Genomic DNA, 26,453 nt, shown 5'->3' with positions numbered 1-26,453 from the left:
AACCATGACCAAGTACCTGTTGCTCAAGCACTACCGTGGCGGTCCGAAGCCCCACCCGAACTCCGACGCGCTGATGGACGAGTGGACTCCCGAGGAGATCTCGGACCACATCGCGTTCATGGGCAAGGTCGCCGACGACCTGCGCGAGCGCGGCGAGTTCGTCGACGCCCAGGCCCTCTCCCCGGAGGGCACGTTCGTGCGGTACGACGGCGCGGGGCGCGCGCCCGTCACCGACGGTCCGTTCGCCGAGACGAAGGACCTCGTCGCCGGCTGGATGATGATCGACGTCGACTCCGAGGAACGGGCGCACGAGGCCGCGGCCTACCTCTCGTCGGCACCCGGCAAGGACGGCAAGCCGCTGCACGAGTGGCTCGAGGTCCGGCCGTTCCTCACCCACCCGCCGGTGGTCGAGTGATTCGGGAGCTGGTCCCGCAGGTCCTGGGCGTCCTCGTCCGTCGCGGAGCAGACTTCGCGGCGGCCGAGGACGCCGTCCAGGACGCCCTCGTCGAGGCGGTCCGCCGCTGGGGCGGCACGGTCACCGACGACGACGGCCCGCCCGACGACCTCAAGGCCTGGCTCGTCACCGTGGCCTGGCGGAAGTTCCTGGACGCGCGCCGGTCGTCGTCGGCCCGGGCGCTGCGCGAGGTGAAGGCCGGCCTGGAGCCACCACCGGGACCGATCGAGCAGGACGACGACACCCTCCTGGTCCTCAGCCGCTGCTGCCACCGCAGCCTGACCCCGGCGTCGGCGATCGCGCTCACGCTGCGCGCCGTGGGCGGGCTGACGACCGCGCAGATCGCCCGGGCGTTCCTCGTGCCCGAGGCGACGATGGCGCAGCGGATCTCGCGCGCGAAACGCACCGTCGCGGGCGAGCGGTTCGACGGCCCCGGCGACATCACCGCCGTGCTGCGCGTCCTGTACCTCATGTTCAACGAGGGCTTCACCGGAGGGGTCGGGCCGGCTCCCGAGGCCAGGCGGGGCACCGAGGACGCCACGGCCCCCGCCACGCGGGCGACACACACCGAGGTCGACCTGGCGACCGAGGCGGTCCGGCTGGCCCGCCGGCTGGCCGCCGTCGTCCCCGACGACCCTGAGGCCGCGGGGCTGCTCGCGCTCATGCTGCTGCACGACGCGCGCCGGGCCGCGAGGTTCGACGCGGGCGGCGCCCTCGTACCACTGGACCAGCAGGACCGGACCCGGTGGGACACGGCGACGATCGCGGAGGGCGTCGAGATCCTGCAGCACGCGCTCGCGCGCGGCCTGCTCGGGGAGTACCAGGCGCAGGCCGCGATCGCCGCCCTGCACGACGACGCCGCGACCACCGCAGAGACCGACTGGCCCCAGATCCTGACCTGGTACGACGAGCTGCTGACCCTGACACCCCGCAACCCGGTGGCCGAGCTGAACCGGGCGGTCGCCGTCGGGCACGTGGATGGCGCGCACGCCGGCCTGCGCGCGCTCGAGAAGCTCGACCCCGGCCTCCCGCGGTACGACGCCGCGACCGCCTACCTCTGTGAGCTGGCGGGCGAGCGGGCCGAGGCCGCCCGGCGCTACGCGGCCGCCGCCGAGGCCGCGGACAACGGCGCCGAGCGCACCCACCTGCTCAAGCAGGCGGCGCGGCTGCGCGCCTCCACCAAAAGTCGTAGGACAGGTTCCGACCTGCGCTCGTAGTGCCTGGCCTGGTCTGACGGCGACGCTGGAGCCCTCGGGAGGGAAGCGCTCCTCCCGAGGACATCGACCCAGCGCACTCCCTGGAGGAGACATGAACGCCGTCCTGACGGACCACGGCCGGGCAGCGAGAACCCCGCGCCCGATCGCCCGGATCGGAGCTGCGGCCGGCGCCGTCGCGCTCGTCGCGATGACCGCCGCCTGCGGCCCGTCCGACGCCGGCCTGCCCGAGGCCGAGAGCACCGAGCCCGCGGTCACCGCGGCCCCGACCACCCGCGACGTGGACGCGTGGCTCGACGGGTCCGTGCCCGCCGCCCTGGAGGGCAACGGGATCGCGGGCGCGACGGTCGCCGTCGTGCACGACGGCAAGGTGGTCACCACGCGCGGCTTCGGCCGGGCCGACACCGGCGAGGGCGGCACCGACCCGGTCGACGTGGACGCGGGCACCCTGTTCCGGGCCGGATCGGTGTCGAAGGTCTTCACGGCCACGGCCGTCATGCAGCTCGTCGAGCACGGCGAGCTGGACCTCGACACCGACGTCTCGGAGTACCTCGACTTCGACGTCGAGCGGAGCTTCGAGGACGACCTCACGCTCCGCCACCTGCTCACCCACACCCCGGGCTTCGAGGAGCGGCTCGCCGGGCTGATCGGCGAGGGCACCGGCCCCGTCGACCTGCGGGACGCCCTCGTGACCGACCCGCCCGAGCAGGTCTACGCCCCCGGCACCGTGCCCGCCTACTCCAACTACGGCAACGCGCTGGCCGGCTACATCGTGGAGCGGGTCAGCGGCGAGCCGTTCGAGGAGTACCTGGAGCGGCACGTCTTCGAGCCGCTCGGGATGAAGTCGTCCTCGTTCCGGCAGCCGCTCCCGGAGAAGCTGCAGGGCCTGGTCTCGCAGGGCTACGTGGACTCCACCGGCCCGGCGCAGCCGTTCGAGGTGGTCGGCACGCCGCCCGCCGGGTCTCTGTCCGTCTCCGCCCACGACATGGCGCGGTTCATGCTGGCGCAGCTCGGCGCGGTCCCCGAGCAAGACCTGCTGCTGAGCGACCAGACCCGTGAGGAGATGTACTCGCCGGCGCTGACCGCGGAGAGCCTCGGCGCGTTCGCCGACGGCGAGCGCATGACCCTCGGACTCTTCCAGGAGGACCGGAACGGCCACCGGATCGTCGGGCACGGCGGCGACACCCAGTTCTTCCACTCCCACCTCCAGCTCTACCCCGACGACGGCGCCGGGATCTTCGTCTCCGTCAACAGCTCCGGGTTCGACCCGGTGGAGACGCACGCGATGCGCACGGAGCTGCTCGGGGAGTTCGCCGACCGGTTCTTCCCCGCCGGCTCGGAGGGCGCGACCGGCGACGGCGCGACCGTCGACCCGGAGACGATGCGCGAGAACGCCGAGCAGGTCGCCGGTACGTACATCCCCTCACGCGGCTTCCACAGCACGTTCCTCTCCGCGCTCGACCTGCTCCAGACCTACGAGGTCAGCGCCCGCGACGACGGCCGCCTCGCCATGGACCCGGACCCGGGCACGCAGCGCCCGAACGTCTACGAGCAGGTCGGCGAGCACGTGTGGCAGGAGACGGACGGCAGCCGCCGCATCGCGGTCCGCACAAAGGACGGTCAGGTCACCGGCATCGCGCACGACTCCGCCATGTCGATCCGCCCGCTGGACGGCGACCGGGCGGCGGGCCTGCCGATCCTCGTGGTCGCGGTCGCGATCCTGGTCCTCGGTCTGCTGGCCGTGCCGGCCGGCGCGATCTGGCGGCGGCTGCGCAGGCTTCCCGCCCCGGTGCGCGACGGACGCCGCTGGCGGGTGCTGACCCGGGTGGGCGTGGCGAGCACGCTGCTCGCCGTCGTCGGCTGGGTGGCGGTCGTGGTGGGCGTCATGGGGCTCACGGAGGTCCCGCCGGCGGCGATCCGCGGGGTGCAGGCGCTTCAGGTGATCGGTGCGCTCGGCATCGTCCCCGCGATCCTGCGGCTGGTCGACGAGGTCCGGCGCCGGGTCGGCTGGCGCCCGGTCACGGGGACGGTGGTGACGCTCCTGGCGCTCTCGGCGGTCATGAACTTCGCGATCATGTTCCAGCTCCTGTCCCCGAACATCTCCTACTGACCGGCAGCCGTCCGGCGACGGGTGAGAGGTGCGACAAGATGAGTCCCGTGACATCACGTTCCGGCGAACGCCGGGTGCACCGGCAGGACGTCCTGCTGACCGCCGTCGTGACGATGGTGACGATCGGGGTCGTGCTGGGCGAGCTCCAGTTCATCGCCACCGATCCCACGATCCGGCTGACGGGCCCGCAGTCCTGGGCGCTCCTCGCCCTCTCGGTCGCCCAGGCGCCGTGGCTGCTGCTGCGCCGGGTGCGGCCCGTGGCGGTCCTCGTGGCCGTCACGGCCTGCCAGGTGGCCCTGGTCGGCCTGGTGCCGGAGATCATGGGGCACGGCGTGCCGCTGCTCGTGGCGGCCTACTCGGTCGGGGTGCGCACGTCCGTCCCGACCGCGCTCCGGGTCATCGTCCCGGCCGTGCTGGCGGAGTCGGCGACGGCGGCCGCCGCGGGGTGGGGCATGCCCGGCGGGCAGATGATGCTGCTGGGCCAGACGGCGTCGGCGACGGTGGCGTACGGGGGCGCGGCCTTCGTCGGCAGCTACGTGGCCACCCGCCGGCGCGAGCGTGCCCTGGAGCGCGAGCGGGCGTGGGCGGAGATCGCCGCGCAGCGTGAGCGCGCCGAGACAGCGGTGGCCGCGGAGCGCGGGCGGATCGCCCGCGAGCTGCACGACGTCGCCGCCCACCACCTGTCGGGGATGGTCGTCCAGGCGGCCGCCGTCGACCGGCTCATCGGCCGGGACGACGACGCCGCCCGGTCCGGGGCGGCCTGGATCCGCTCGCAGGGCAAGGCGACCCTGGAGAACCTCCGGCAGGTGGTGGGCCTGCTCCGGGACGACGCCGGCGTCGACCGGAACGCGCCGGTCCCCGGCCTGGAGGCGCTGCCCGCGCTGGTGGAGGAGAATCGCCGGACGGGCACCGACGTCGCGCTCGAACGGGCCGGCGACGCCCTGCGGCTGCCGCCGATCGCGGACATCTCCTGCTATCGGATCGCCCAGCAGTCCCTGACCAACGTGCGGCAGCACGCGCCGGGTGCGGCGACGGTGGTCCGGCTCGTCTACGGTCCGCGGAACGTCGCGCTCGAGATCGTGAACGGCCCGGCCACCGGGGTCGCCGGCGACATGGCGGGCGGCGGCGGGTCCGGGCTGGTCGGCATGCGGGAGCGCGCGGGCCTGATCGGTGCCGACCTGACTGCCGGACCGACGCACGAGGGCGGCTGGCGCGTGAGGCTGACCCTGCCGGCCGGGGACGCCGACCGGACGGCCGGTGCGCACGACGAGACAGGAGACCTCGCGTGATCAGGACGTTGCTCGTGGACGACCAGACGGTGGTGCGCGCCGGGTACCGGGTGCTGCTGGAGGATGCCGGGGACATCGAGGTGGTCGGGGAGGCTTCCAACGGCCCGGCCGCGATCCGGGCGGCGGCCCGGCTGCGCCCGGACGTCGTCTGCATGGACGTGCGCATGCCCGGCGGGGACGGGATCGCGGCGACCCGGCAGATCCTTGCCGCGGCTCCCGCGCCGGGTGGTGCCGGGCTCGGCGGCTCCGTGCCCGCGGTGCTCGTGGTCACCACCTTCGACCTCGACGACTACGTGTTCGGGGCGCTCGAGGCCGGGGCGAGCGGGTTCCTCCTGAAGGACTGCGAGCCGGAGGAGCTGGTCATGGCGATCCGGCGGCTGGCGGCCGGGGAGGCCATGGTGGACCAGGCCGTGACGCGGCGGGTGATCACCGAGTTCGCGCGGCGCACCCGCAAGGCCGAGCCGCCGCCGGAGGTGGCCGGGGCGCTGACGGAGCGCGAGACGGAGATCGTGCGGCTGCTGGCGCGGGGGATGTCGAACGCGGAGATCGCCGGCGAGCTGCACGTGGAGACCAGCACGGTCAAGTCCCACCTGGGCCGCGCCATGACGAAGATCGGCACCCGCGACCGGGTGCAGACGGTGGTGTGGGCCTACCGGCACGGCCTGGCCGAGCCGTGAGGCGCGGCGGCGACGGACCGCCGTCGGCCTGTTGACTCACGACGCCGAACTCGTCATCCTGGAGCCGGATGTTGACGTTAACATCATGACATATCAGACGTCGGCATCCTGAACGCGAGCCCCTACCGTGCAGAGTCGCACGAGATCGGTCGACGTCATGAGAACCCCTCGCCACCACCGCTCCGCTCCGCCGCGACGGCGCCCCGCCGCCCGGCACCCGCTGCACCGCCGGCTCCTGGGCATGCTCGCCGCGTGCGCGCTCCTCCCGGTCGCCGCGCTGACGGCCGCACAGCCGGCCGCCGCCGACACCGCCCAGTTCCGTGGCGTGAACTGGGCGGTGCTGGGCGACAACTTCAGCACCGGCCCGCTCGTCCTGGACGGGCTGGACGACTCCGACTCCTACGCCACCGTGCAGGCCAAGGCGAACGCCGTCTACGACGACATGGAGTCCCAGCTCGGCATCAACACCGTCCGCCTCCCGGTCAACACCCACACCGTCGGCACGGACTGGTGGAGCCGGTACCGCGGCGCCGTCGACGCCGCCACCGACCGTGGCTTCAAGGTCATCCTCGCCTACTGGGAGGACGGCGCCGCCTCCGGCGGCCGGATCACCGACTACGCCGCCTGGAACGCCATGTGGTCCACCGTGACCGACCAGTACGGCGGCAACGGCCAGGTGTACTTCGAGCCGATGAACGAGCCGCACGGCTACAGCTCGGGCGAGTGGCGCGACGTCGCCGCCGACTGGCTCGAACACCACTACTCCGCCCCGGCGGGCCGCGTCCTGATCGGAGGGGTCGGCTACAGCGCCGACCTGCGCGACGTGTGCGACGACGCCCGCTTCGACGACACGCTCCTGTCGTACCACCACTACGCCTTCTTCTACGGGGAGAACACCTACCAGGGGTGGCGCGACCATGTCACCGCGCGTCTCGGCGGCTGCGCCGACCGTGCCGTCCTGACCGAGTTCGGCGGCGCGATGCACGACGGCCGGGACTACGGGGACCCGGACAGCGGCGACAACTTCGTGCGCCACATCCGCGCGGTCACCGACGTCATGCGTGAGAACTCCATGGGCGGCACGTACTGGCCGGCGATCGGCGGCAAGCCCGGCGACATCGGGTACGACGGCTACTCGATGTTCGAGCTCCAGGGCAGCGGCACCGACCTGTCGCTCACGATCCGCAACGAGTCCGGCGCGAACCGGCTGCGCTGGGCGTGGGGCGACGACGTCGACCCGGACGGCGGCAGCCCGGGCGGCACGGTCACCCAGATCGTGAACGAGGGCTCCGGCCGGTGCGTCGACGTCGTCGGCGCGTCCACCGAGCCCGGCGCCGAGATCATCCAGTACACGTGCCACGGCGGCGCGAACCAGCGGTGGGCCCTGACCGACCTCGGCAACGGGTACCACCGCGTCGTCAACCAGGGCTCGGGGCTGTGCCTCGACGTCGACGGCGCGTCGACCGCCGACGGGGCGCGGGCCATCCAGTGGACCTGCAACGGCGGGACCAACCAGCAGTGGGCGCTGCGCGACGCCGTCGGCGGCGTCGAGCTCGTCGCCCGCCACTCCGGCAAGTGCCTCGAGGTGCTGGACCAGGCCACCGAGAACAACGCCCGCCTCGACCAGTACTCCTGCTGGGGCGGCGCCAACCAGCGCTGGACCGTCTGAGCCGGACCGGCCGGGCCGGTCGGTCCGGTCCGGCCGGTGCGTTCTGCTACGTTCGCGGGCGTGATCCGCTCCGCCGCGCGCCCTCGTGCGTTCCTCACCGCCGAGTGGCGGCGGCTCGTCATGCTGAACTACGAGGCCGATCCCGAGGCGCTGCGACCGCTCGTGCCACGCGGCGTCGTGCTCGACTCGTGGCAGGGCCGGACCCTGGTCAGCATGGTCGGGTTCGAGTTCCTCGACACCCGCCTGCTCGGCGTCCCCGTGCCGTTCCACCGCGACTTCGACGAGATCAACCTGCGCTTCTACGTGCGCCGCGACACCGACGACGGCCCCCGCCGCGGCGTCGTCTTCGTCAAGGAGATCGTGCCGCGCCCGGCGCTCGCCGCCGTCGCGCGCCTGGCCTACGGCGAGCGCTACGTCTCCCGTCCCATGCGGCACCGCGTCGACCTGGCCGACGACGGCGTCACCCCCGCCGGCCTCGTCGGCCACGCCTGGTACGACGGCGGGTCCTGGCAGCGCCTCCACGCCACGACTGCCGGCGACCCGCGCCTGCCGGGCCCCGGCTCCCAGGAGGAGTTCGTCACCGAGCACTACTGGGGCTACGCGGCCCAGCGCGACGGCGGCTGCGTCGAGTACCGGGTGGAGCACCCGCGGTGGAAGGTCTGGCAGGCGCGGGCGGCGGAGCTGGACTGCGACGTCGCGCACGTCTACGGCACCCGGTTCGCCGAGGCCCTCCTGGCACCGCCGGTCTCGGCGTTCGTCGCGGACGGCTCCCCGGTCACGGTCCGCCCGGGCTCGCGGATGCGCTGACGCCGCGCGGTGACGGCGGCGAGCTCCGGTTCGCGAGAAAAGTGTGCCAAGCGCGTGTGCGACACCCGGCGGCATCTGCCCGGTCGGACGAAGGGGCGCGCCGATTCCGGACATTCTGCAACTATGTCCCCCATGACGCTCTATGCCGCCACCCCAGCACGCTTCACGCGACAGCTGTTCAGCGATCTCCTCTTCCTCGCGTGGATCGGGGTGTGGGCCTGGGCGGGGCTCCGTGCCCAGGAGGCGGTGCTCGAGCTCGCGGCGCCCGGCCGGGCGACGATGAACGCGGCCGACGGCGTGGCCGGGCAGCTGCGCGACGTGGAGGACCGGATCGGCGGCGTCCCCCTGGTGGGCGACGACCTCACCGGGCCGTTCAACGGGATGGCCGGCCAGGTCGACGACATCTCCGCGGCCGGCGCGGCCATGGTCCAGGCGGTCGAACAGCTCGCGTTCGCGGTCGGGCTGGCGGTGCTGCTGATCCCGGTGCTGCTGGTCGCCGTCGTCCACCTGCCGCTGCGGCTCCGGTTCGTCCGGCGGGCGGCCGCCGCGCGCCGTGCGGCCGCCGGAGACCCGGCGCTCCTCGCGCTCCGCGCGCTCGTCGAGCAGCCGGCCGGCAGGCTCACCGCGATCGCCCCCGACCCGGTGGCCGCCTGGCGCGACGGTGACCAGGACGCGATCCGCAGGCTCGCCGACCTGGAGCTGCGGTCCCTGGGCGTGCGCCGGACCTTCTCCCGCTGAGGGGCCGTGGGCGGTTTCCGCGACCGGCTGAGCGCGGCGCGAACCGGCATGCCCGATTTTGCTGGACGTTACTGATCCATTGCCATACATTGGATAAAAGAGGACCCAGGCCGGCGGCCGGAGGTGATCCGGATGCGATGGACTCAGCGGAGCCTTCTCGTCGTGGCATTCAGCGCCGCGGCGAACCTGGCGCTCAGCTTCGTGCCGAACGTCGTTCCCTCGGGCGTCTCGATCGCGATCGTGTGGTGCACGTCTGCCGCGCTCGCCGTGATCGCGCTCGCCTACGTGTACGACCAGACGATGGCCGTCCGCGAGCGGGCGGCGGAGGAGCGCGGCCGGCTCGCCGCCGAGCTCCGCAAGCTACGGGGGATCGCATGGGTCAGTGCCGACCGGGAGCACCAGAGCGCCTCGCTCGAGATCTGGAAGTCGGCGAAGCAGAGCGTCGTCGCCTTCGGCTTCGGGATGACCGCGCTGGCCCACGACGAGGACCTCATCGCCAGGACCGTCGCACGAGGCGTCGACATCGACGTCGTCAAGGTGGACCCGGTGTGGCTGGTGGACCACCCGGCCATCGCGGCCAACATCGAACGCTACTACGACCGTGACGCCGGGTTCATCGACCGGGTCGTCGCGGCGCACGAGCGGCTCGAGCAGATCGCCGTGAAGGTCAACGACGGCGACGGCGGCCGGCTGCGGATCCACGTGTTCGGCAGCACCGTCCAGTACAGCGGCGCCGTGCGGGACCCGGGCACGACCGAGGCGCAGGGCTACGTGGAGTTCCACCTGTTCCGCAGGAGCGTGGGACGGATCGGCATCGGCGTCCGGCAGTACGAGAACGACGACGAGTGGAACCCGCCGCTGCTGGAGCACGTCCTGGGATCGCTCTCGCTGGCGGTCGGCCACGACGTGGTCGCGCCACGGCGGCCCCCGGCGCTGAGGAACGGCGACGAGCGCGAGATCATGACGTGAGCGACGAGCGTCCGTCCGCGGCGGCGTCGGGCAGAGCCGGCTCTCCCGGGTGTCCGGCGACGACGTCCAGCCAGGTCTTCCCGACGGCCCGAGGGTCCACCAGGCAGCGCTTGTCCCTGACCTCGAGTCCTGCGGCGGCCACGAGCCCGAGGAACGTGTCCTCCGTGTACCGGCTGCGATAACGGACGCGGGACCCGTGCGGGCCTCGCTTGAGGTCGAAGCCGCGCCGGTCCTCCTGCTCGACCGTCGTGGTCAGAAACGCCACGCCGTGCGGGGCGAGATGCTCCCTGATCCGCCGGAGCACCTCCAGGTCGATCCGCGCGGGAAAGAGGTGCACGAACGCCATGGCGACGACGACGTCGAAGCGCCTGCCCTCCAGCGACGCCAGCGGTGCGTCGCCGTTGTGGAACTCGTGCGGAAGGAACGTCACCCGGTCCACGGGTGCTCCGTCGGCGCGAAGGCGGTCCTCGGCGGCGCGGCGCATGCCCTCCGAGTACTCGATCGCCGTGACCGAGAGCCCCTCGCGCGCCAACCAGGAGGTGAACACCCCGTCGGCGCAGCCGAGCTCGAGCACGGACCTGGCGGGGCCCAGTTCGCGTGCGGCCGTCAGTACCGGGTCGAGGAGCTTGGGCGCGTCCGTGGCGCGAGGACCCGCGGTCTTCTGATACGAGCCCACGAGATCCGTATAGGCGGCATGGTTGGTCCGGAGAATGCTGGCAAGACCGATGAGATCTCGTTCAGGCGCCACGGCGACTTCGGCAGACATCACGCTCCTCGGCATCGGTCACAAGCGCTCACCGTTCCAGAAGTTCGGCCGAGCGGAAAGCCCTGTTCCGGATGTGTGCCCAACCGTGATGTCGGCGGGGCCGTCGGACCCGCGCCGACCGGTGGTGGCGGCACGCTTCGTCGGCCTACCTCATCGCGCACCGGCCGGACGGACAAGCGGTGACGGCAATCGTGCCGCACGGAATCCGGGCGCACGACGAGGCAACCGCACCGCACGCCCCTCTTGCCTTCGGGGAGCGTTCACGGCACAGTCAGGTGTGATGCACCTCACGACGATGTGAGGTGCCTCCCCGAGGAGGTGCCGATGACAGCCGCCGAGTACTTGACGCTCCGCCGATCGATCGAGCAGCTGCGCCGCAGCGTCACCGAGGTGCGCGACGCGTTCGGCGACGGCCCCGTGGTACGCCGCCTGGTGAACGACCTGGAACGGCTGGAGATCGACGCGGGCGAGCTCGCCTCGGCGCGGCCGGCGTCTCCGGCAGAGGTCCCGGACGTCATCTACGTCCCGGACAGCACCCCGCAGGACCCCGCCATGTGGAACGACGTCGACGAAGAAGGACTCGGCGGCTACCACGGCGACCGGTCGTGACGGCCACCGCGCCGCGAGGGGTCGAGGCACCCGGCCGCGCCGAGGTCGGCGCGCGGACGCTGCGGACGGACCGGTGGTGGCTGCTGCCGGCGGCGACCACCCTCGGGCTGCTGACCTTCCTCGTGTACGGCGGGGTGCGCGCGTTCCAGCAGCAGTACTTCTTCGCCGACGAGCGGTACCTGACGCCGTTCTACTCGCCGTGCGTCTCGCTGGGGTGCGCGTCGGAGCCGGGTGCGGCGCACTTCGGCATGTTCCTCCCGGACCACCCGCTGATCCCGTACGCCGCGCTCAGCCTGCCGTTCCTGCTGGTCTTCCGGCTGACCTGCTACTACTACCGCAAGGCGTACTACCGGTCGATCTGGCTCGCGCCCGCGGCGTGCGCCGTGCCGGAGCCGCACGCCACGTACTCGGGCGAGACGCGCTTCCCGCTGGTCCTGCAGAACGCCCACCGGTACCTCTTCTACCTGACGATCGTGATCTCGCTGATCAACACCTACGACGCGATCGTCGCCCTCCGGCATCCCACCGACGGGTTCGTCGTCGGTGTCGGCAACCTCGTGCTGCTGACGAACGTGGTCCTGCTGTGGTGCTACACGCTGTCGTGCCACTCGTGCCGGCACGTGATGGGCGGGCGGCTCACGCACTTCTCGAAGCATCCCGTGCGTTACCGGGTCTGGACCTGGGTGTCCGCCCTGAACACGCGCCACGCGACGTTCGCGTGGACCACGCTCGGCACGCTCGTCGGGACCGACCTGTACGTGCTGCTCGTCGCGAGCGGGACCATCACCGACCTGCGCCTCATCGGCTAGACCCCCCCACCGGCCGGCCCGTCCCACCGGACCGCCCCCCGTCCGACAGGAGCCCTCCTTGACCGAGACCGAACGGCACGAGTACGACGTCCTCGTCATCGGTGCGGGCGGAGCCGGCATGCGCGCGGCGATCGCGGCGCGCGAGCGCGGGCTGCGGACGGCGATCGTGTGCAAGTCCTTGTTCGGCAAGGCGCACACCGTCATGGCCGAGGGCGGGTGCGCCGCGGCGATGGGCAACGCCAACGAGAACGACTCCTGGCAGGTGCACTTCCGCGACACGATGCGCGGCGGGAAGTTCCTCAACGACTGGCGGATGGCGGAGCTGCACGCGAAGGAGGCGCCCGACCGCGTCTGGGAGCTGGAGACGTGGGGCGCGCTCTTCGACCGCACGCCCGACGGCCGGATCAGCCAGCGCAACTTCGGCGGCCACACGTATCCCCGGCTCGCGCACGTCGGCGACCGCACCGGGCTCGAGCTCATCCGCACGATGCAGCAGCGCGTCGTCGCGCTCCAGCAGGCCGACCACGCCGAGACAGGCGACTACGAGGCGCGCTTGCGCGTGTTCGCCGAGTGCACGGTCACGGAGCTGCTCACCGACGACGACGGCGCGATCGCCGGGGCGTTCGGCTACTGGCGCGAGTCGGGCCGCTTCGTCCAGTTCGAGGCGCCCGCCGTCGTCCTGGCCACGGGCGGCATCGGGAAGTCGTTCCAGGTGACGTCGAACTCGTGGGAGTACACGGGGGACGGGCACGCCCTCGCGCTGCGCGCCGGGGCGCACCTGGTCGACATGGAGTTCGTCCAGTTCCACCCGACCGGCATGGTCTGGCCGCCCAGCGTCAAGGGCATCCTGGTGACCGAGGGGGTGCGCGGCGACGGTGGCGTGCTGAAGAACTCCGACGGCGACCGGTTCATGTTCGGGTACGTCCCGGACGTGTTCAAGGGCCAGTACGCCGACACCGAGGACGAGGCCGACCGCTGGTACGACGACCAGGAGAACAACCGCCGCACCCCCGACCTGCTGCCCCGTGACGAGGTGGCCCGGGCGATCAACACCGAGGTGAAGGAAGGCCGCGGCTCCCCGCACGGCGGCGTCTACCTCGACATCGCCGGCCGCATGCCGGCCGACGAGATCCGGCGGCGCCTGCCCTCGATGTACCACCAGTTCAAGGAGCTGGCGGACGTCGACATCACGGCCGAGCCCATGGAGGTCGGCCCGACCTGCCACTACGTGATGGGCGGGATCAAGGTCGACCCGGACACCGGGCAGTCGCGCGTGCCGGGCCTGTTCGCGACGGGGGAGTGTGCCGGCGGGATGCACGGCTCGAACCGGCTCGGCGGCAACTCGCTCTCGGACCTCCTGGTGTTCGGGCGCCGCGCAGGGGTCGGCGCGGCCGACTACGCCGCCGGCCTCGCGAGCCGTCCGCAGGCCCGGGCCGACGACGTCGACGCCGCCGCCCGGCTGGCGCTCGCGCCGTTCGACCCGGCGCCGGACGGCGTGGGCGAGAACCCGTACACGCTGCACGCCGAGCTGCAGAAGATGATGAACGGCCTCGTCGGCATCATCCGGACCGAGGCGGAGATGACCGACGCGCTCAGCCGCCTCGGCGTGCTGCGCGGGCGGGTGCGGAACGTCGTCGTCGAGGGGCACCGGCAGTACAACCCCGGCTGGCACCTGGCGCTGGACCTGCGGAACATGCTCCTGGTCAGCGAGGCTGTGGCGACGTCGGCCCTGCTGCGTACCGAGAGCCGTGGCGGGCACACCCGCGCGGACCACCCGGGCCTCGACCCGGAGTGGCGGCACCGGGCGCTGCTCACCGGCCGTGCGCCCGACGTCGCGGGGGACGACGCGGGGGAGGGTGCAGTGGTGCCGCGGGTCGCCGTCGAGCAGGCCGAGCGTGTCCCGATGCGCGCGGACCTGCTCGCCCTGTTCGATGTCGCCGAGCTCGAGAAGTACTACACGGCGGCCGAGCTGGCCGCGCACCCCCAGGGAGGGACCGCATGACCGACACCGTCCGGCTCCAGGTGTGGCGCGGGGACGCGGGCGGCGGCGCGCTGACCGACTACGAGGTGGAGGCCAACGAGGGCGAGGTCGTGCTCGACGTCCTCCACCGGCTGCAGGCCACCCAGGCCCCCGACCTCGCGGTGCGGTGGAACTGCAAGGCCGGCAAGTGCGGGTCCTGCTCGGCAGAGATCAACGGGCGCCCGCGCCTGCTGTGCATGACGCGGATGTCCGTGTTCGAACCCGGCGAGGTGCTCGCCATCACGCCGATGCGGACCTTCCCCGTGATCCGTGACCTCGTGACGGACGTGTCGTTCAACTACGCGAAGGCGCGCGAGGTCCCCGCGTTCACGCCGCCGGCCGACCTCGGGCCGGGGGAGTACCGGATGGCGCAGGTCGACGTCGAGCGCTCGCAGGAGTTCCGCAAGTGCATCGAGTGCTACCTGTGTCAGGACACGTGTCACGTGGTGCGCGACCACGAGGAGAACAAGGAGTCGTTCGCCGGTCCCCGGTTCCTCATGCGGGTCGCCGAGCTCGAGATGCACCCGCTCGACGTCGCCGACCGCGTGCCCGCGGCGCAGGAGGAGCACGGGCTGGGCCTGTGCAACATCACGAAGTGCTGCACGGACGTGTGCCCGGAGGGCATCAAGATCACCGACAACGCGCTCATCCCGATGAAGGAGCGGGTCGTCGACCGGAGGTACGACCCGCTGGTCTGGCTCGGCCGGACGATCTCGCGGCGCAAGGGCTGAGGCCGGCGGGCCGCTCCCGCCGGCGCGGGCTCAGGGGGCCGCGAGGCAGAGCGTCCAGCCGTGCACGGCCGAGCCGCCCTGGATGCCGTACGTCGCGCCGGAGCCGCACGCCGTCCCGATCGGGAGGGCCGAGCTGTTCGAGCGCTCGACCACCTGGTAGGCGGCGCGGGGCGACCCGCAGTCCACGATCGCGTACCTCGGGTCCTCCACGCGCTCCTGGAGACAGTCGCCGACCTTCGCCAGCTCCGGTGCGGTCTTCGGGTCGAACCCGACGGGCCCCAGGCAGAAGAGCAGGTCGGAGGTCCGGCCGTCGCTGCCGGCCGTCGTGCTGTCCCCGGTCGGGTCGAGGCTCCAGGCGTAGCTCGACGTGGTGCCCGGGACCTCGGCGCACCCGTCGACGCCGGCGGTCGCGGCGTCTTCGAGGACCTTCAGGACGGCAGCCTCGGCCGCAGGCCTGCCGCAGCCGACCCGCCGCACGTCCTGCGCCTCGTCCTCGATCCCGGCCACGCAGTCGCCGGGCGTGGCGACGTTGACCGCGGTCCGGGGGTCGGCGTCGACGGGGCCGACGCACAGGGTGCCGGCCCCGCTCTCGGAGTACGACGCCGTGACGCCCGCGACGGCGAGGCACCCGCTCGCGTCGCTGCTGTCGACGACGTCGAGCACCTTCAGCCTCGCCGTGCCGCAGTCGACCACCTCGAACGAGGAGGCCGACTCCGCGACGCACGACCCTGCCTCGGGGCTCGGCGCGCACGCGCTGAGCAGCCCGCCCGCGGCCACGGCCAGGACGAGCACCATCATGTTTCGCAACATCTCTACCTTCCGGGGAGTGCCGGCGCGCTGCCTCGCCCGATCGAACGGTGCGCCGGTCGGGCGCCAACATACCGGCTGGTCGGAGGGTGTCCGGAGAGCTGGTCCGGGGGGCGTCCGGAGAGATCGCCCCGTCCGGGCCGGCGCGGGCGCACCGCCGTCGCCCCGGAGGCCACCGGCATGTCTCTCATCGGACGATCAGGATCTGCTGGCAGGCTCGCGTCGTGGCAACTCACTCCGCTGAAGCGTCCCGGGCGGCACCGGACGGCGTGGACGTGCCGGTGGTGGACGCTGCCGGGAGCGTCGCGCGGCCGGAGAGCGCGCGGGACTCGCCTGTGGCGGCGGGGTTCGCGCGGTGCTGCGCCGCCGTCGTGCTGCGGCTGCCGTGGGGGCTCTCGCGCGTCGTGCCGCCGACCCTGCTCGGGTTCGCGCTGATCAACGGCAGCACGTTCGCGTTCGACATCCTGCTGCTCACGGCCCTGCACGGTGGCCTCGGGCTGCCGGTCGCGGTGTCGGTCACGCTCGCGTACGCGTGCGCGCTCGGCCTGGCGTTCGTGCTGAACCGCGTGCTCAACTTCCGTTCGCACGCGCCGGTGGGCCGGCAGGCAGGGCTCTACCTGGTGGTCGTCGCGACCAACTACGTGGCGCTGGTGCTCGGCGTCGGCGCCGGACTCACCGCGCTGGGGGTGGACTACCGGCTGTCGCGCCTCCTCGCGGGCGCCTGCGAGGCGGTCTTCATGTACTGCGCGCTGCGGTGGGTGATCTTCCGGGGGGAGCGGCGGAGGTGACCGGGCCGTGGCGGATCGCGATCCCGACGGCCGCATCGCCGGCCACCGAGGTCGGCCGCTCGGTCGCTCCTGTACTCCCGTGCGAGTACGCGGCACCTCCTGAGGGTGGATGTGGTCGCCGGCGGCGGCCGCCATCGTGGTGGACACCAACCACTCGTCGGAGGTCACGTGTCCCCACAGCCAGATGCCACAGTCGTCGGTCCGCAGCCCGGGAGCTCGCTGTCGTCCGACGCCGATGACGCTGCGGCCATGCTCGTCGGCGCGGCCAGGCGATACGGGTCCGGGGAATCGGCCGTCGCCGCGCTCGACGACGTCACCATCGCGTTCCCGGCGGGGAGGTTCACGGCGGTGATGGGCCCGTCGGGTTCGGGCAAGTCGACGATGCTGCACTGCGCCGCCGGGCTGGATCGACTGACGTCGGGCCGCGCGTTCGTCGGCAGCACCGATCTGTCGACCCTCGACGACCGCGAGCTGACCCTGCTGCGCCGGGAACGGATCGGGTTCGTGTTCCAGACGTTCAATCTCGTGGCGACCCTCACGGCCGAGGAGAACATCTGCCTGCCGTTGACGTTGTCCGGCCGTCGGCCCACCGGCGCGCTGCTCGACGAGGTCGTGTCGCTGCTGCGCCTCGGTGATCGCCTGCGCCATCGGCCGGCGGAGCTCTCGGGCGGCCAGCAGCAGCGCGTCGCCGTCGCCCGCGCGCTGGTCGCCCGCCCGCAGGTGGTGTTCGCCGACGAGCCCACCGGCAACCTCGACACCCGGTCCGGACAGGAGATCCTCGGATTCCTGCGGTCGGCGGTCGACCGGCATCACCAGTCGATCGTGATGGTCACCCACGATGCCAACGCCGCTGCCTGGGCGGACCACGTCGTGTTCGTCGTCGACGGCCGTGTGCACGACGTGGTGGACCGGCCCTCGGCCGACTCGGTGCTCGACGTGCTGAAGGGCCTGGGGCGATGAGCCAGATGGTGCGCAGCGCGGCCCGGAGCGTGTTCGCGAGCCGGGGCCGGTTCCTGCTCACGGGCACGGCGACCGCCCTCGCGGTGGCGTTCCTCCTCGCGACGCTGGTGCTGTCCGACTCGATGCGCGGCCGAGCGGCCGGCGACATCGCCGAAGCGCTGGCCGGGACGGACGCCGTGGTGCAGGGCGTCTCGCTCGGCGAGCCCGGCGGAGGGCCGGGAGATCCGGCCCGGTCGGTTCAACGAGCACTGGATCCCGATCTGACCGAGCGCGTGGCTGCCGTCGACGGCGTCGACGGGGCCGTCTCGCAGTGGGCCGGCTTCGCGAAGCTGGTCGTCGACGGATCGTCGGTCGGAACCGGCACGGCGAGCGACGTCGGTCGCAACTGGGTCGCCGACCCGGCGCTCAACCCGTTCCGGCTCGCGAGCGGGCGACCACCGGCCGAGGTCGGAGAGATCGCGATCGACCGCTCGCTCGCCGACGACGCAGGCGTGGCTCCGGGGGACGTCGTACAGGTCCTGACCGGGACGGGCATGCACGACGCGACCGTCACCGGTACCGCGACGTTCGCGTCGGCGGACGCGGCACCGCTGCAGCGCACGGTCCTGCTGCCCGACACAGCGGTGTCCGCCTGGCTCGGCACCGCGGCGCCGACCGAGGTGCTCGTCGACGTCGCCGACGGTGCCGACCGCACCGAGGTGCTCGGCCGGCTGTCGGCGCTGTCCGATGCCGAGGTCGTCGACGGGCCCGACCACATCCGGACGGCGCAGGACGCCGCGACGTCACCGCTGCAGTTCCTGACAGTGTTCCTCCTGGCCTTCGCCGTGGTCGCGGTCCTGATCGGCGTGACGATCATCTTCAGCACGTTCGCGCTCACCGTCGCCCGCCGCCGGCGGGAGTCGGGGCTGCTGCGTGCGATCGGCGCGGAACGACGCCAGGTGCTCGGCGGAGTGCTGATCGAGGCGGCCTTCGTCGGGACGATCGCCACGCTCGTCGGCCTCGTCGGCGGGGTCGCGGGAGTCGGCGCACTGCGCTGGGTCGTCGGACTCACCGGGGTCAGCCTGCTCACCGGGCCGGCGATCGTGAGCCCCACCTCGGTCGCGGTCGCCGCGACCGTCGGTATCGGCGCGACGATCCTCTCGGCATGGATCCCGGCCCGCCGCGCGGCGGCGACACCACCGATCGAGGCGCTGCGCGAGAGCGCGGCGGAACCCCGGGCCGTGAGCCGGGCGCGGACCGCGAGCGGACTCGTGCTCGCCGCGGCGGCCGTCGCCGCAGGAGCCGTGGCCGTGGTGAGCTCGAACCCGGTGTGGCTCCTGCTCGCCGCTGCCATCGTCCCGGCGCTCGTGCTGTGCGGCCCGGCGCTCGTGACCGCCGCGGCGCGGTGGAGCTCGCCGGCGGCCCGCCGCGCCGCCGGCGTGTTCGGCTCGATCGCGGCGGGCAACCTGGCTGCGAGCCCACGCCGATCGGCGTCGACGGCGCTCGCGCTCATGCTCGGCACCGCGATGGTGACGATGTTCGCGATCTTCGCGAGCTCTCTGACGAGCGGGGTCGGGACCGACGTCCGTGAAGGGCTGCGCGCGGACCTGGTGGTCACGTCGGCGACCCCCGACTTCTCGACGATCGACCCCACCCTGGCCGGCCGGATATCCGCGCTGCCCGACGTCGGCGCGGTCACCGCGCTGTCGAGCGCCGAAGGGATCGTGGCGGGGAAGGCCGAGGCGATCGGCGGCATCGACCCGACGGCCCTGCCCACCATGTTCGACCTCGACCCGATCTCCGGCGACCTCGCCGACCTGAGCTCGGGAGGCGTGGCCGTGGTCGGCGACGACCCGGCGCTGCTCGGTGGAACCCTGGAGATCGAGTTCGAACGATCGACCATCGACGCGCCGATCGTCGCCGTGGTCGCGAGGAGCACCGGCGGTTTCGAGGCCCCGCTGTACTTCGTCGACACCGCGACGCTCGGCGACACGGCCGGCCGTCTGCTCGACGCGCAGGTGTTCGTCGACCTGGCAGACGGAGCCGGGGCGGACGCCGGCGAGGCCGTGAGCGCCCTGGTCCGAGACACGCCCGGGTCCTTCCTGGCGACCCGGGACGAACATGTCGCCGCCACCGGGAGCGAGATCGCCGCGTTCGGGAACTTCATCGACGGGCTGCTCATCCTGGCGAGCTTCATCGCGCTCCTTGGCGTCGCCAACACCACGGCGCTCGCGATCAATGAACGCTCTGGAGAGATCGGGCTGCTGCGAGCGGTCGGGGCGACTCGCCAAGAGCTGCGCCGCATCGTGCGGCTCGAGGCGGCGCTCCTGTCGTTCGTCGCGGCATCGATCGGTATCGTCGTCGCGGCCGGCTTCGGCTGGGCGATGATCGACGTCACGGGAGGTGCGGAGATCCCGTCCGCCGTCATGCCCTGGCCCCGTCTGGCAGCGACGCTCGTCGTCGCGGTCGCAGCGGGCGTGGCCGCTGCCGCGTGGCCGGCGTTCCGGGTCTCCCGGGCGCCTGTGCTCGGCCTGGTGAGCGGGGACCGCTGATGCGAAGGTTGCTGCACCTGGGCCGGGGCGGCCCACGGCCGGTCCCGGTACAGGGACCGCCCGGCGGAGCACGCGGTCCCGCCGGTCCCGTCCATGATGGTCCCGTGACGCACAGCGATCCCCGTATCTCTCGCGCCGATCTCGTCGCGATCGTCGTCGCACTGGCGGTGTCGGTCGGCATGCTGGTCACCGATCCGGACGTCGTGGACGGGTGGCAGCTGCCCGGCATCGCCATCGCGGCCGTCGCCGCGGTGCTGCTCGTCGTCGCCGGTCGCTTCGGTCGTGCCACCGTCGTGGCGATCGGTGTGCTGGACGTCGTCACCATCGCATGGACCTCCAGCCCGCTCGCGCTGCGGCCGCTGCTCGTCGTGGCGCTGTTCCGTCTCGTGCGCCGGAGCGACGATCGCTCGGTGGTCTGGTTCGGGTCGTTCATCGCGATCGTCGTCGCCGGGTTCGGGGCCCCGGTCGCCGGTGAGCAGTTCTGGTTCGAGTGGGCCGCCGACGCAGCCGTCCTCCTGCTCCCGGTCGCCGCGGCCGACGCCCGTCGCTCCAACCTGCGGCGTCGAGCCGACGCCGTGGAACGTCAGGTCGCCGAGCGGCTCCAGGCGGAGCGCCTGCACATCGCGTACGACCTGCACGACATCGTCGCCCATTCGCTGTCGGCGATCACCGTCCGGGCCGGCATCGCCGCCCACGGGTTCGAGCGCGATCCCGCCGCCGCTCACACCGCGCTCGTCGAGATCAACGACACCGGCCGACGTTCGCTCGACGAGCTGAGATCCCTCCTCGGCCTCCTCCGGTCGGACGAGTCGGTCCCGCTTCGCCCGGCGCCGGCGGCCACCACCACCCTCAGCGACGTCGTCGTCTCCGCCGGGCACTCCAGCGGAGCCGAGGTGGTCGAGGACGGTCACTATCCCGGGGGCGTGGCGGAGAGCACCGTGGTGACGGTGCACCGCATCGTGCACGAGTGCCTGGTCAACGTCACCCGCCACGCCGGCGACGTCCCCGCGACCGTCCGGCTCCGGCACGCGGACGGCGGTGTGCACGTCACCGTGTCGAACGACGCCCCGGCCACCGCACGCGTGACGGTGCCGGGCACCGGCATCGGTCTGGTCGCGATCCGCGAGCGGGCGGAGCTTCTCGGTGGCACCGTCCAGGCCGGACCCACCGACGACGGCGGGTTCGTGGTGCGCGCGTTCGTGCCGTACCACATACCGGGCGGGTGGGGCGCGTGAACCCCCGGCCCGACGCGCCCGCCGTGGCGGGACGCGGAATCCGCGTGCTGCTCGCCGACGACCAGGAGCTCGTGCGTCGCGGGTTCGCAGCACTGCTCGCCAACGAACCCGGCGTCGAGGTCGTCGGTGAGGCCGGGGACGGCGCGCAGGCCATCGCCGAGACCTGGCGGACCCGCCCCGACGTCGTGCTGATGGACATCCGCATGCCTCGCATGGACGGGCTCGACGCGACGCGAGCGATCTGCGGCGACCAACGGCTCAGCGCCACCAAGGTGCTCGTGCTGACCACCTTCGCGCTCGACGAGTACGTCTACGAGGCGCTCCGGGTCGGTGCCTCCGGTTTCCTGCTCAAGGACACCCCGCCGCGGCTCCTGCTCGAGGCGATCGCCGCCGCCGCCGACGGTGACGTCCTCATCTCGCCGGCGATGACCAAGCGGTTGGTCACCGACCTCGTGCGCCGACCGATCACCCGTCCGGGGGACCCGGGGCCCCTCGACGTCCTGAGCGAGCGGGAGCGCGAAGTGCTCGCCGAGGTCGCACGCGGCAAGACCAACTCCGAGATCGGCGAGTCGCTCCACATGTCGCCGCTCACGGCGAAGACGCACGTCAGCCGCATCCTCGGCAAACTGAACGCGCGCGACCGCGCGCAGCTCGTGATCATCGGGTACGAGACCGGGCTCGTCAGCCTCGGCGGGTGAGCACGGCGAGCCTCTGTCGGGTGAGCGCCGGTGTCCCGCACCGAATCCCGACCAGGCCAGACGGCCTGACGCGACACCCGGCACGCCCACCGCGGCCAAGGAGGGGACGGTTCTACAGTGACGACGGCACCGCCGGAGGACATGAAAAACGCCCCTCACCTGGTGTATCAGGTGAGGGGCGATCGGTCGGGCTGACAGGATTTGAACCTGCGACCCCTTGACCCCCAGTCAAGTGCGCTACCAAGCTGCGCCACAGCCCGTCGATGTTCCCGAGCATGCCCGAGACTACCTTGTTCGGCCCCGCAGGGCCGACCGAAATACTACCCCACCTCGGGGTGTGTTCCGCACTCGGAGGCGTGGTGGTGCCGCCCGCCTCGTGGCCATCAGTCCTGCACCGCCTTCGCGACGGCGAGGCACGCCGTCACGAAGTCCTTGTCCGCCGTGGCGTTCTCCAGCAGCTCTCCCTTGACGTTGACCAGCATCCGGACGATCACCCAGTCGCGTGCCCGGCGCTCGTCGAGGCCGGCGGTCTCCACGAGGGTCTGGAACCGCTGGCGGACGCCCTCGCGCAGACGTCCCTCGTAGAGCGAGTACTGGTTCCAGAGCAGGGGAGCGAGCTCGAAGTGCGGGTCACCGGAGAGCGGCTTCGGGTCGATGACCAGCCAGTCATCGCGGTCGGCGGCGAGCACGTTCTCGTAGTGCAGGTCGGTGTGCAGCAGGCGGCCGTCGGTGTCCGGGTCGGTCGCGAAGTCCTGGCAGATCGCCGCGGCTCGTTCCACCAGCCGGCGCGGCAGCGGCGCGCCGCGGGACAGGCCCGACAGCTCGTGCGCCCAGCGTCCCGCCTGGTCGGACAGACGACTGAGCTGCGGTGGCGCGGGCACGTGCAGGCGCTCGTACAGCCCGCCGACCACCTCGCAGGCGTGCACGTCCCGCTCGCCGGTCAGGTCGCGGGTGTGCAGCCGCTCCAGCAGCAGCGCCCAGCGGCGCGGGTCGGCGCGCAGCAGACGGACCGCGCCGTTCCCGTGCCACGTCTGCAGGGCGAGCGCCTCGTGCTCGGCCTCCCGGTGGGGCCACCCGACCTTGAGGACGCACGCCACGCCGTCGTCGGACCGGACGGGCAGGACGGCGGCGGTGTTCCCGTGCCCGACGGCGCCGTCGGGCTCCAAGGCCCACTCGTCCAGCAGCTCGCGCAGCAGGCGGGGAAGGCGGTCGAGCCAGTCGGCCCATGCGGGGCCTCGAGCGGCGAAGGCCTGGAACGATTCCGGGACGGCGAGCACGGCGTCACGGTAACCCGGCCGTGCCGGGCGCCCGGCCCCGCCCGACCGATGAGTTCAGGTCGCCGGGTTCGTCCGTACCAGTGGCCGTCGTCGTACCGCGCTCGACGGTGTCCGGTACGAGACCTCACGGAGGACAGCATGACCACCACCCCTGACGCCGCGACCACCAGCCTGCCCGGGCGGCCGCCCGTCGTCGGCCTGGACACCTGGAGGGCTGCACGGGACGAGCTTCTGCTGCGGGAGAAGGCGCACACGCGCGAGGGCGACGCGATCGCGGCGGCCCGGCGGCGGCTGCCGATGGTCGAGCTCGACCCGGCCACCGAGGTGACCGGCCCCGACGGCCCGGTCCCGTTCATCGACCTGTTCCAGGGCCGCGACGAGCTGGTCCTGTACAAGCACATGTGGCACGACGGCGCGCCCTACCAGGGCCAGTGCGAGGGCTGCACGGTCGCCGCCTGGCACCTGCGGTCCGTCGAGCCCTACCTCAACGCGCGCGGCGTGTCCTTCGCGATGTTCACCGAGGGCCCGTGGGAGGAGGTCCCGCCCTACCTCGAGTTCATGGGGTACACCGAGCCGTGGTATTCGGTACGGGGCCTCGACTGGCCGGTCGGCGGGCCGATGGGCTACCTCACGTCCTACCTGCGCGACGGGGACCGGGCCTTCCTCACCTACGAGACGACCGGCCGTGGCATCGAGCCCGCCGAGGGGGCGCTCGCCCTGCTCGACATGACCCCGTACGGCCGCGGGGAGGCCTGGCAGGACACCCCCGACGGCTGGCCCGAGGGCGACGAGCCCTGCTGGTACTGGCGCAACGACGTGGACGGCAACCCCACCTGGGGCGGGACGGGCCGCCCGGCACCGCAGTGGACCCGGCCGGGCGCCACCCCGCAGGAGACGCTCGGACGACAGGGGCACCACCACTGACGGGCGGCCCACGGCAGGCACGTCGTCCCTCACCGCCGGTGGCACGGGCCCCGGCGTGCGCCGGCCGCGGCTCCCGGTGCTCGGCTACGGCTCCGGGTGCCGGGCGTCGTACTGCCAGAAGCGCGGCTGACGCCACACCACGGCCCACAGCACGACGAGGCACGCGAGCCCGCCGACCACGGCTGCCCAGCCCTCGCCCCACCAGGTCGCCTCGGTGCCGAGCACCATCTCGCCGAGCCGTGGCCCGCCCGCGACGACCACGATGAACACGCCCTGCAGGCGTCCGCGCATGTGGTCGGGGGTGGCGGTCTGCAGGATCGTCTGGCGGAACACGCTGGAGATCGCGTCGGACGCTCCGGCCGCCGCGAGCGTCAGCCCGCCGGCGAGGAGCGCGAGCGGCAGCACGCCGTCGGGCCGCGTCTCGCCGGCGAGCAGGAGGACCGCGCCGAACGCGGCGATGGACAGCCCCCAGGACGTGATCGCCCAGACGATGATGCGGCCCTGCCGGCGTCGCCGCGTCAGGCCGCCCGACAGCAGGCTGGCGGCGATCCCGCCGACGGCGAACGCGGCCGAGAGCAGCCCGGTGGTCGTCTCGCCGCCACCGATGTACCAGACGCCGGCCGCGGGCAGCAGCACGCGCGGGAACGCCAGCACCATCGCCGCCAGGTCCACGACGAACGTGGTGCGCACGTTCGGCTGCGTGGCCAGGTAGCGCAGGCCGTCGGCGACGGAGCGGAGACCGACCGGGCGACGCCGGACAGGTCGTGCGGGCGGCCCGTCGGCCGCAGGGGCTCCGTCGGCCGACGGGCCCGGTGCCGGGATCTTCGGTGCGGGGGTCTCGTCCGCCGAGGTCCCCGCCGCGGGCTCCGGCGGGATGTCCGGGAGCCGCCACACGGCCCACAGGGCGGCGGTGAACAGGACCGCGTCGACCGTGTAGGCGATGCCGTACCCGGCCTGCGCCACGAGGAGGGCGCCCAGCACCGGCCCGCCCGTGAGCGCGACGTTCATCGACAGCGTCTGCAGCGCGTTCGCCGCGGGCATCAGCTCTCGGTCCAGCAGGCGCGGCAGGATCGCGGTGCGCGCCGGGTTGTTGATCGCGAACGCGGCCGACTGCACGGCGACGAGCCCGTAGAGCAGGTGGACGGAGTCGAGGCCGAGCCACGCCTGCGCGGCGATCGCCATGATCACGAGCCACAGCACCACCGACGCCGCGAGGGCGACCTTGCGGCGGTCGTAGTGGTCCACGAGCGCGCCGCCGTAGAGGCCGAGCGCGACCAGGGGGACGAGGGCGAACAGCCCGACCGTCCCGACGGCGAGGGTGGACCCGGTCAGGCCGTAGACCTGGAGCCCGATGGCGACGACGGTGAGCTGCGTGCCCAGGTTCGACACCCCCAGGCCCCACCAGAGGCGCCGGTACGCCGGCGAGACCCGCAGGGGAGTGAGGTCGGCGAGAAGGCGTGGCACGAGGGTCGAGGATATGCCGCGCGTCGCTGCCGGACCGGCGCGGACGACGTCGAAGGAGCGTCTCGTTCGTCACGGCGGCGCCGCGGGCGGACGTGTCCGGGCACGCCGACGGGCCCGCGGCTCCCGCGCTACCAGAGTCCAGTGCTACTGGAGCCCGCGGTAGACGGCCGTGCGCAGCTCCGTCGCGTACGCCCGCAGCGCGGGCATGTGCAGGTCCGCGGCCGCGGTGATCTCCGCCTCGACGTCGTACGGCACGCGGATGATCTGGAGCCCGAACGGCGCGGCCTCCTCCTCGCCGAGCACACCCTCGAGGATCGCGTAGCTCGGAACCGGCTCGTCGAGCGGGTTGCCCACGCTCCCGACGTTGAACAGCGTCCGGCCCGGCCGGGCCTTCACGTACGTCAGGTGGATGTCGCCGTACCCGACGACGGCGGGTGCCGGGCCCGGTCCGGTCATCGCCGTCGTCGCGAACATGCCCTCGAACTCCTCGCGCGTGTGCGTCTCGCGCACCCGGTGGTGCGGGCTGGCGGCGGACGCGTGGAACAGCCGGACCCGGCGCCCGCTCAGGACGAGGTCGTGGCTGAGCGGCAGGGTGCGGAGCCAGTCGAGCTGGTCGTCACGGAGCTCGTCGCGCCACCAGATCATCTCGGGGACGTCGTCGTCGCCGATGGTGTGGATGAAGTCGTCCCAGTTGCCGCGGATGTTGACGTCGCACACCTGCTCGCACCGGTCGACCGTCTCCGCGCCCCGCGGGCCCTTGCCCACGAAGTCACCGAGGTTGATGATCCGCCGGACGCCTCGCGCGTCGATGTCGCGCAGGACCGCTTCCAGGGCCGTCAGGTTTCCGTGCACGTCCGAGATCAGTGCGATGCGATCGAGAGACACGTATCGGATCGTGTCATACATC

At 72.9% G+C, this 26,453-nt stretch carries 24 protein-coding genes and 1 tRNA gene; 19 read left to right on the top strand and 6 right to left on the bottom strand.

Translation table 11 applies throughout. The features are described 5' to 3' along the window. Window positions 1-4 precede the first annotated feature (4 nt). The 9 genes from ACYU96_RS11610 to ACYU96_RS11570 all read left to right on the top strand — a co-directional run bounded on the left by ACYU96_RS11610 (window position 5) and on the right by ACYU96_RS11570 (window position 9,927). Window positions 5-415, top strand: a complete 411-nt coding sequence (locus ACYU96_RS11610; RefSeq protein WP_460753280.1) for a YciI family protein — start codon at window positions 5-7, stop codon at window positions 413-415. Next, window positions 412-1,671, top strand: coding sequence for an RNA polymerase sigma factor (locus tag ACYU96_RS11605; protein WP_460753277.1), 1,260 nt, complete (start codon window positions 412-414; stop codon window positions 1,669-1,671). The genes ACYU96_RS11610 and ACYU96_RS11605 overlap by 4 nt, the downstream gene beginning before the upstream one ends. Before the next feature lie 91 nt (window positions 1,672-1,762). Then, window positions 1,763-3,778: a serine hydrolase domain-containing protein gene (locus ACYU96_RS11600; RefSeq protein ID WP_460753274.1), complete on the top strand. Its 2,016-nt coding sequence runs from the start codon at window positions 1,763-1,765 to the stop codon at window positions 3,776-3,778. Between the two features lie 47 nt (window positions 3,779-3,825). Further along, window positions 3,826-5,067, top strand: a complete 1,242-nt coding sequence (locus tag ACYU96_RS11595; protein ID WP_460753271.1) for a sensor histidine kinase — start codon at window positions 3,826-3,828, stop codon at window positions 5,065-5,067. Then, entirely contained in the window at window positions 5,064-5,744 is a 681-nt protein-coding gene (locus tag ACYU96_RS11590) for a response regulator (protein WP_460753268.1), read from the top strand. Before ACYU96_RS11595 ends, ACYU96_RS11590 begins: the two co-directional genes overlap by 4 nt. A gap of 157 nt (window positions 5,745-5,901) precedes the next feature. Next, on the top strand, window positions 5,902-7,413 hold the full coding sequence (locus ACYU96_RS11585; RefSeq protein ID WP_460753266.1) for an RICIN domain-containing protein: 1,512 nt from the start codon (window positions 5,902-5,904) through the stop codon (window positions 7,411-7,413). Between the two features lie 60 nt (window positions 7,414-7,473). Continuing rightward, on the top strand, window positions 7,474-8,220 hold the full coding sequence (locus tag ACYU96_RS11580; protein ID WP_460753263.1) for a YqjF family protein: 747 nt from the start codon (window positions 7,474-7,476) through the stop codon (window positions 8,218-8,220). Between the two features lie 132 nt (window positions 8,221-8,352). Then, on the top strand, window positions 8,353-8,958 hold the full coding sequence (locus ACYU96_RS11575) for a hypothetical protein (RefSeq protein WP_460753260.1): 606 nt from the start codon (window positions 8,353-8,355) through the stop codon (window positions 8,956-8,958). Window positions 8,959-9,120: 162 nt separating this feature from the next. Then, window positions 9,121-9,927 (top strand): hypothetical protein, encoded by an 807-nt coding sequence (locus ACYU96_RS11570; RefSeq protein WP_460753258.1) that lies wholly within the window; start codon window positions 9,121-9,123, stop codon window positions 9,925-9,927. On the opposite strand, the gene ACYU96_RS11565 is transcribed toward ACYU96_RS11570, so the two are convergent. Next, a complete protein-coding gene (locus tag ACYU96_RS11565) occupies window positions 9,917-10,693 on the bottom strand; it encodes a class I SAM-dependent methyltransferase (protein WP_460753256.1) in 777 nt (258 codons plus the stop codon). The two genes, ACYU96_RS11570 and ACYU96_RS11565, sit on opposite strands and share 11 nt — an antisense overlap. 324 nt (window positions 10,694-11,017) lie before the next feature. On the opposite strand from ACYU96_RS11565, the gene ACYU96_RS11560 reads away from it, so the two are divergent. The 4 genes from ACYU96_RS11560 to ACYU96_RS11545 are packed head-to-tail and all read left to right on the top strand — an operon-like array spanning window position 11,018 to window position 14,862. Continuing rightward, on the top strand, window positions 11,018-11,302 hold the full coding sequence (locus tag ACYU96_RS11560) for a hypothetical protein (protein ID WP_460753253.1): 285 nt from the start codon (window positions 11,018-11,020) through the stop codon (window positions 11,300-11,302). Then, window positions 11,299-12,111: a hypothetical protein gene (locus ACYU96_RS11555; protein ID WP_460753250.1), complete on the top strand. Its 813-nt coding sequence runs from the start codon at window positions 11,299-11,301 to the stop codon at window positions 12,109-12,111. Before ACYU96_RS11560 ends, ACYU96_RS11555 begins: the two co-directional genes overlap by 4 nt. Window positions 12,112-12,169: 58 nt before the next feature. Beyond that, the gene (locus ACYU96_RS11550; protein ID WP_460753248.1) at window positions 12,170-14,113 is read left to right on the top strand and encodes a fumarate reductase/succinate dehydrogenase flavoprotein subunit; all 1,944 of its coding nucleotides are present in this window, start codon (window positions 12,170-12,172) and stop codon (window positions 14,111-14,113) included. After that, on the top strand, window positions 14,110-14,862 hold the full coding sequence (locus ACYU96_RS11545; RefSeq protein WP_460753245.1) for a succinate dehydrogenase/fumarate reductase iron-sulfur subunit: 753 nt from the start codon (window positions 14,110-14,112) through the stop codon (window positions 14,860-14,862). The genes ACYU96_RS11550 and ACYU96_RS11545 overlap by 4 nt, the downstream gene beginning before the upstream one ends. A 30-nt stretch (window positions 14,863-14,892) precedes the next feature. Here ACYU96_RS11545 and ACYU96_RS11540 read toward each other — a convergent pair whose 3' ends face one another. Continuing rightward, window positions 14,893-15,672 carry an LppU/SCO3897 family protein gene (locus ACYU96_RS11540; RefSeq protein ID WP_460753242.1) on the bottom strand — a complete coding sequence of 260 codons (780 nt, stop codon included), beginning with the start codon at window positions 15,670-15,672 and terminating at the stop codon, window positions 14,893-14,895. A gap of 221 nt (window positions 15,673-15,893) precedes the next feature. Between ACYU96_RS11540 and ACYU96_RS11535 the strand changes: the two genes are divergently transcribed. The 5 genes from ACYU96_RS11535 to ACYU96_RS11515 all read left to right on the top strand — a co-directional run bounded on the left by ACYU96_RS11535 (window position 15,894) and on the right by ACYU96_RS11515 (window position 21,881). Continuing rightward, window positions 15,894-16,457 (top strand): GtrA family protein, encoded by a 564-nt coding sequence (locus ACYU96_RS11535; RefSeq protein WP_460753240.1) that lies wholly within the window; start codon window positions 15,894-15,896, stop codon window positions 16,455-16,457. A gap of 168 nt (window positions 16,458-16,625) precedes the next feature. Beyond that, window positions 16,626-17,417 (top strand): ABC transporter ATP-binding protein, encoded by a 792-nt coding sequence (locus ACYU96_RS11530; RefSeq protein WP_460753237.1) that lies wholly within the window; start codon window positions 16,626-16,628, stop codon window positions 17,415-17,417. Next, entirely contained in the window at window positions 17,414-19,948 is a 2,535-nt protein-coding gene (locus ACYU96_RS11525; protein WP_460753234.1) for an FtsX-like permease family protein, read from the top strand. The genes ACYU96_RS11530 and ACYU96_RS11525 overlap by 4 nt, the downstream gene beginning before the upstream one ends. A gap of 104 nt (window positions 19,949-20,052) precedes the next feature. Then, window positions 20,053-21,183 carry a sensor histidine kinase gene (locus tag ACYU96_RS11520; protein WP_460753231.1) on the top strand — a complete coding sequence of 377 codons (1,131 nt, stop codon included), beginning with the start codon at window positions 20,053-20,055 and terminating at the stop codon, window positions 21,181-21,183. Further along, window positions 21,180-21,881: a response regulator transcription factor gene (locus tag ACYU96_RS11515; RefSeq protein WP_460753228.1), complete on the top strand. Its 702-nt coding sequence runs from the start codon at window positions 21,180-21,182 to the stop codon at window positions 21,879-21,881. Before ACYU96_RS11520 ends, ACYU96_RS11515 begins: the two co-directional genes overlap by 4 nt. Before the next feature lie 186 nt (window positions 21,882-22,067). Here ACYU96_RS11515 and ACYU96_RS11510 read toward each other — a convergent pair. Together ACYU96_RS11510 and ACYU96_RS11505 are read right to left on the bottom strand one after the other, a co-directional pair. Continuing rightward, a tRNA-Pro gene (locus ACYU96_RS11510) sits at window positions 22,068-22,141 on the bottom strand. Between the two features lie 123 nt (window positions 22,142-22,264). Further along, window positions 22,265-23,158: an aminoglycoside phosphotransferase family protein gene (locus ACYU96_RS11505; protein ID WP_460753225.1), complete on the bottom strand. Its 894-nt coding sequence runs from the start codon at window positions 23,156-23,158 to the stop codon at window positions 22,265-22,267. 138 nt (window positions 23,159-23,296) lie between these two features. Between ACYU96_RS11505 and ACYU96_RS11500 the strand changes: the two genes are divergently transcribed. After that, window positions 23,297-24,082 carry a DUF899 family protein gene (locus ACYU96_RS11500; protein WP_460753222.1) on the top strand — a complete coding sequence of 262 codons (786 nt, stop codon included), beginning with the start codon at window positions 23,297-23,299 and terminating at the stop codon, window positions 24,080-24,082. 84 nt (window positions 24,083-24,166) lie between these two features. Here ACYU96_RS11500 and ACYU96_RS11495 read toward each other — a convergent pair whose 3' ends face one another. Both ACYU96_RS11495 and ACYU96_RS11490 read right to left on the bottom strand, forming a co-directional pair. After that, window positions 24,167-25,546: an MFS transporter gene (locus ACYU96_RS11495; protein ID WP_460753219.1), complete on the bottom strand. Its 1,380-nt coding sequence runs from the start codon at window positions 25,544-25,546 to the stop codon at window positions 24,167-24,169. Window positions 25,547-25,690: 144 nt separating this feature from the next. After that, entirely contained in the window at window positions 25,691-26,431 is a 741-nt protein-coding gene (locus tag ACYU96_RS11490) for a metallophosphoesterase family protein (protein WP_460753216.1), read from the bottom strand. Between the last annotated feature and the right edge of the window lie 22 nt (window positions 26,432-26,453).

The sequence above is a fragment of the Myceligenerans cantabricum genome, assembly GCF_054777735.1.
The sequence above is the reverse complement of the archived record's forward strand: the minus strand, read 5'-3'. Positions and strand labels throughout refer to the sequence as shown.